Below are 4,662 nucleotides of genomic sequence, written 5' to 3'. Positions count from 1 at the left end.
TGTTAATGTCCCTCGGCAGAAACACCAGTGTCTGACATCTGAAACACCTGCATCCCTCGGCGGAAAGTTCCTGTTTCTGCATAAACGGCGCATATCTATCGGGAAAAGCGGTATATCTATCCGCACTTTATACAAGCCTCCGCTATTCCGGCGGAAATACGGAAGGGCGGGAGTAAGCAAAAAGGCGGTTCCGCCGTCTTTTTGCCATGAAAACGTGCCTGAATGAAACCGTGCATCTGCACCGGCAAGCCGCTTTCCGCCACCTGCAGGAAACGCAAAAAATCAGCCGAAATCACGGACAATGCAAACCCGAAGGCGCATCACGGTGTTTACAATGAAAGCGAACGAAAATATCCGCCGCAATACCTCTGCCATATTAACAACAAAGAAGACCAAACAATGAGAAAGTATCTCTACAGCGAAAACGGATTCGTAGAAAAGAGCGGGTGGGAACCCAACTGCTGGGTAAACGTGGAGTGCCCGGACGACAGCGATTTCCAATTCCTCACCCAAGAACTGAAAGTGCCCGAAACTTTCCTCGAAGACATAGCCGACACAGACGAGCGCCCGCGCACGGAGACGGAAGGAGACTGGCTGCTGACCATCCTGCGCATACCCATGCAGAGCAGCGGGCACGGCATCCCGTTCATCACAGTGCCCATCGGCATCATCACGAACAACGACATAATCGTCTCCGTGTGCTACCACCACACCGAACTGATACCGGACTTCGTGCAGCATACCCGCCGCAAAGGCATTGCCGTCAGCAACAAGCTGACGCTGATTTTACGGATCATATACTCTTCCGCCGTATGGTTCCAGAAATACCTGAAGCAAATCAACAACGATGTGGCCACCGCCGAAAAGGAACTGGAAAAGAGCATCCGCAACGAAGACCTTCTCCAGCTGATGAAACTGCAAAAAACGCTCGTCTACTTCAACACTTCCATCCGAGGCAACGAAGTCATGATAGGCAGGCTGAAAAACATCTTCCAAGACACCGACTTCCTTGACATGGAACTGCTGGAGGATGTCGTGATAGAGCTGCGACAGGCATACAACACGGTAAACATCTACAGCGATATCCTCACAGGGACGATGGACGCCTTCGCCTCCATCATATCCAACAATGTGAACGCCATCATGAAACGCATGACGAGCCTTTCCATCACCCTGATGGTACCCACACTGATAGCCAGCTTCTACGGCATGAACGTGGACGTGCATCTGAATGACTTTCCGCACGCGTTCATAGCCATCATCCTGCTGTCCGCCACATTATCCGCCGCTGCCTTTATATGGTTCAGGAAAATCAAGTGGTTCTAAAGGCTGTCCGCCGTAATCGCATCGGGTAATCCGGCCTATCTCCATATCCTGCCCCCTTTCGCGCATATCATGCGGGTTATTGATACATATTTGATAACTTTTGATACAAAAAAGAAAGGTGGTTTGCCATCTTGTCGGAGAATAGCGCTCAAACAGCCCGTTTCATCGAAAAAAGAATTGAGATTGCCAATGGGAAAGGACAGGCCTGACAATGCCTGACAAAAACCTGACAATGTCTGACAACGGCTGAAAAAGTCTGAAAAACGCCTTATTGTCAGACATTGTCAGACATAAAGTTATTGATTATCCGATTTATTTAATAGCTTTACGCCCTATAAAATTAACACAGAATAATCACTTTAAAAACAATGGTGCTATGAAAACAAAATTAATTGGTGCCGGTTTTCCATTAACCGGTACAGTGTGTACTTACATTTATTCCAATCCGGAAGAAACCGGATTGAGTATGTTGGCGTCGGAGAACATCGAAGCCCGGACAAACGGAGAATGCGATGTTACGTACAGATGCCCGGGACACGGTTCGGCCGATTGTCCTTTTAATATAACTAAGGTGGAACATGTAATGGGAGGGCTGCAATCATGAAAAAAATCCTTAGTAACCTGTTCCTGCTTTTGCTGCTCGTTTCCTGTACATCTCAGCCTCAACAATCAACTCTCGTTTACGACGACTTTGCACAAACGCAGGAGTTGAAATCGAAGGAACTTCCGCTGGACACCGCCGTGTTCCGCTATCCCTTCCGCATACATATACAGGACAGGATGGCTGCCGTGCTCGACTTGCACGGCGCAGACCATTTCCTCCAGCTGTTCAGCTATCCGGACTTCCGCCACATCGCCTCATTCGGCAAGCGCGGCGACTCGCCCGACGATATGCTTTCCGTTGAAAATATCCGATGGGACGGGCGATTTTTGTGGACGCTGGATGCCAATAAGAGAGAACTGACGAAGTTCGCGTTTTCCAAGTCCGACGGCTCGCCGCTTCGTGACGAAACGGTGTCGTTGGACAAGAAGATTCTCCGCGCCCTGGATTTCGTGCAATGCGATGATTCCAACTTCATCATACCCGATTATTCCGGCGACAACCGTTTTTGCATGGTGAACCGCAAGGGCGAACTGCTTTATAAGTTCGGCACCATCCCTACCTCCAATGAGGATGCCTTGGCACATTCACGTCCTGCTTTGGCACAGGCGTGGCGCAGCTTCATCGACTATAATCCCCGAAAAAAGGTCCTTGCCGCCGTTACGCAGCTGGGCGAAGTGCTCGAGATTTACAATCTGAAGGACACCGCCTCCCAAATCGTCCGCATCGGCCCGAACGGCGAACCGAAGTTCAAGATTGCCAGAGGTTATAGCATTCCTACGGGCATCATGGGTTTCAGCGATGTGCAGGTGACGGACAAGGCAATTTATGCCGCGTTCCAAGGGCGTACATTCAAGGAACTTGCAAGCCAACCCAAAGACAAGAAAGTGAATGGCGGACAATACATCTATGTATTCAGCCTGAAGGGCGAACCTTTGATGAAGTATGTCCTGGACCGCCATATCAACGGCATTTCGGTAGACGAGAAGCGGGGGATTATCACCGCTACGGATGTGAACAGCGACGAACCTATCGTGGAGTATCGAATGAAATAGAACAAGAAGAAACATAAAACAGGAGACTGGAGAGGAACGGACGGCGCACGTTTTTGATTTTGTTGGCGCATAACGAACCGTCCGTTCCGTAACCCATCCCGAAAAGGAGGTTGCGGTAAAGATACGAATTTGATTTGAATAAACAAGGTGATTGCTTTTCCGTTGAAAGGACAGAGGCGGAAGATAATTTATTAACAGATAAAAAACAATGAAAACAGTAGATATCTTGATATTGCTGATTATAAGCCTGCTGCATTCCTGTTCATCTCCTCGGCAAGAGGATGAGGAAATCGGGAAAAGAATTCCGATAGTAATAGAAGAAGGCTCAAGAATTAAATTTTCCGATGTTTTTGAACAGGTTGATTATATCCCTTTAGAGACTACCGATACTTCACTTGTTGGAATAGTGGAACGTTTCCGCATATTCGATAATAAGGCATGTCTGATTTGTGATAAATCCCTGTTGATGTTTGATGCCAATACAGGACGGGCCATTTCCAAGATTTCGAAATTGGGGAGTGCTCCGGAAGAGTATCAGTCTTTGCATGACGCATCTGTCTGTGAAGACGGGAATGTAGAACTATTGGATATGAATAAACGAAAAATCAGGAGATATGATATAAATGGAAATTTTGTAAGTTCATTAGAGCTACCTTCAATGAGCTTTTCTTTCTTTGCAAATGGACGGAATAATTATTGGCTTTATAACAACAATATGTCTTATGAGGATATAAAATCTAAAGTAGTGTGTTATGACGCTTCCAAAAGAATGGTGAGAGATTTGTATTTTCCGATTGATACGCACCTTGCCGGTTATTTCTTCGTAGTAGAGGGTAATAATTTTGCGAAGCGGCAGGATGACTTACTCTTTTTTGCTTGTCCATCGGAGAAAATTTATTCATTGAAAGAAGGGGAAGAACCATCTGTAGCGTATACAATAGATTTTGGAAGGCATGCGGCGCCACAAGATTTCTATAAGAACGACTATTCTGATATAATGGAATTCTCAACAGAAGCCAATAAACGGGGATATGTGTATTTTGTGAACAATTTCTCTGCAAATAATTCTTATATCCAGCTTTCTTTTTTCTTAGATAAGGTTGCTTATTGGAGTATCTATTCGGAGAATGAAGAAAAGAGTTATACAGGATGTATCTTGCAGGATGATTTGAACTCTTTAAAAGGTTTTCGGGTTGATGCCCAGAATACACTTTATGCTATAAATGGGGATTATCTTTATTTCTTGCTTTCTGCCGAGCAGTTTGTTGGCATTTGTAGTAATGGCGGTACTTTTTTTGAGCAAGTAAATAAAAATAATGATATGAATGATCAATCTAATCCGTTATTAGTAAGATGTAAATTCAAAAAAAATCTATAGGCCATTGGCTTCTGTTGTGCATGGCCTTACTTTTAGCATCATCTTATTTTCTGAATAGAAAGACAAGAGAATGCCAGAAGTTACAACAGAAAATCCTTGTTCAGGAAGCGAACGGTAATACCCTTCATAAGGTTTTACATAGGAATTTGCAGACACTTCAAGATAAAGTAAATCAGATAAAAAAAGAAGAAACATAAACAGGAAATGGAGAGGAGGTTGCGACAAAGTCACGAAGTTGATTTGAATAAGCAATGCGATTGCTTGTCCGTTGAAAGGACAGATACGGAAACTGACAAACAAAT

At 45.1% G+C, this 4,662-nt stretch carries 6 protein-coding genes; 5 read left to right on the top strand and 1 reads right to left on the bottom strand.

Annotation, left to right across the window (positions count from 1 at the left end):
* The 5 genes from QZ327_RS14115 to QZ327_RS14095 all read left to right on the top strand — a co-directional run.
* A partial coding sequence (locus tag QZ327_RS14115) for a hypothetical protein (RefSeq protein WP_294620340.1) occupies positions 1 to 226 on the top strand: 226 nt, incomplete at its 5' end.
* A 173-nt stretch (positions 227 to 399) separates the two neighbouring features.
* Positions 400 to 1,326: a magnesium transporter CorA family protein gene (locus QZ327_RS14110; RefSeq protein WP_294620342.1), complete on the top strand. Its 927-nt coding sequence runs from the start codon at positions 400 to 402 to the stop codon at positions 1,324 to 1,326.
* Positions 1,327 to 1,702: 376 nt separating this feature from the next.
* Positions 1,703 to 1,930 carry a hypothetical protein gene (locus QZ327_RS14105; protein ID WP_294620338.1) on the top strand — a complete coding sequence of 76 codons (228 nt, stop codon included), beginning with the start codon at positions 1,703 to 1,705 and terminating at the stop codon, positions 1,928 to 1,930.
* Positions 1,927 to 2,982 carry a BF3164 family lipoprotein gene (locus tag QZ327_RS14100; protein WP_294620336.1) on the top strand — a complete coding sequence of 352 codons (1,056 nt, stop codon included), beginning with the start codon at positions 1,927 to 1,929 and terminating at the stop codon, positions 2,980 to 2,982. The genes QZ327_RS14105 and QZ327_RS14100 overlap by 4 nt, the downstream gene beginning before the upstream one ends.
* Before the next feature lie 208 nt (positions 2,983 to 3,190).
* Positions 3,191 to 4,360, top strand: a complete 1,170-nt coding sequence (locus tag QZ327_RS14095; protein WP_294620334.1) for a 6-bladed beta-propeller — start codon at positions 3,191 to 3,193, stop codon at positions 4,358 to 4,360.
* On the opposite strand, the gene QZ327_RS14090 is transcribed toward QZ327_RS14095, so the two are convergent.
* Positions 4,355 to 4,662, bottom strand: a 308-nt coding sequence (locus QZ327_RS14090; RefSeq protein ID WP_294620332.1) for a hypothetical protein, incomplete at its 5' end; no start/stop codon positions are given. The genes QZ327_RS14095 and QZ327_RS14090 overlap by 6 nt on opposite strands.

The sequence above is a fragment of the uncultured Bacteroides sp. genome (assembly GCF_910578895.1).
In the GTDB taxonomy this organism is placed as follows: Bacteria; Bacteroidota; Bacteroidia; order Bacteroidales; family Bacteroidaceae; genus Bacteroides.
Note: the sequence above shows the minus strand (reverse complement) of the source record. Positions and strands in the feature narration are given on the sequence as shown.

What these genes read in the sequence shown, in the direction of transcription:
- QZ327_RS14110 (WP_294620342.1), top strand. Translation starts at nt 400, where the DNA reads ATGAGAAAGTATCTCTACAGCGAAAACGGATTCGTAGAAAAGAGCGGG.
- QZ327_RS14105 (WP_294620338.1), top strand. Translation starts at nt 1,703, where the DNA reads ATGAAAACAAAATTAATTGGTGCCGGTTTTCCATTAACCGGTACAGTG.
- QZ327_RS14095 (WP_294620334.1), top strand. Translation starts at nt 3,191, where the DNA reads ATGAAAACAGTAGATATCTTGATATTGCTGATTATAAGCCTGCTGCAT.
- QZ327_RS14100 (WP_294620336.1), top strand. Translation starts at nt 1,927, where the DNA reads ATGAAAAAAATCCTTAGTAACCTGTTCCTGCTTTTGCTGCTCGTTTCC.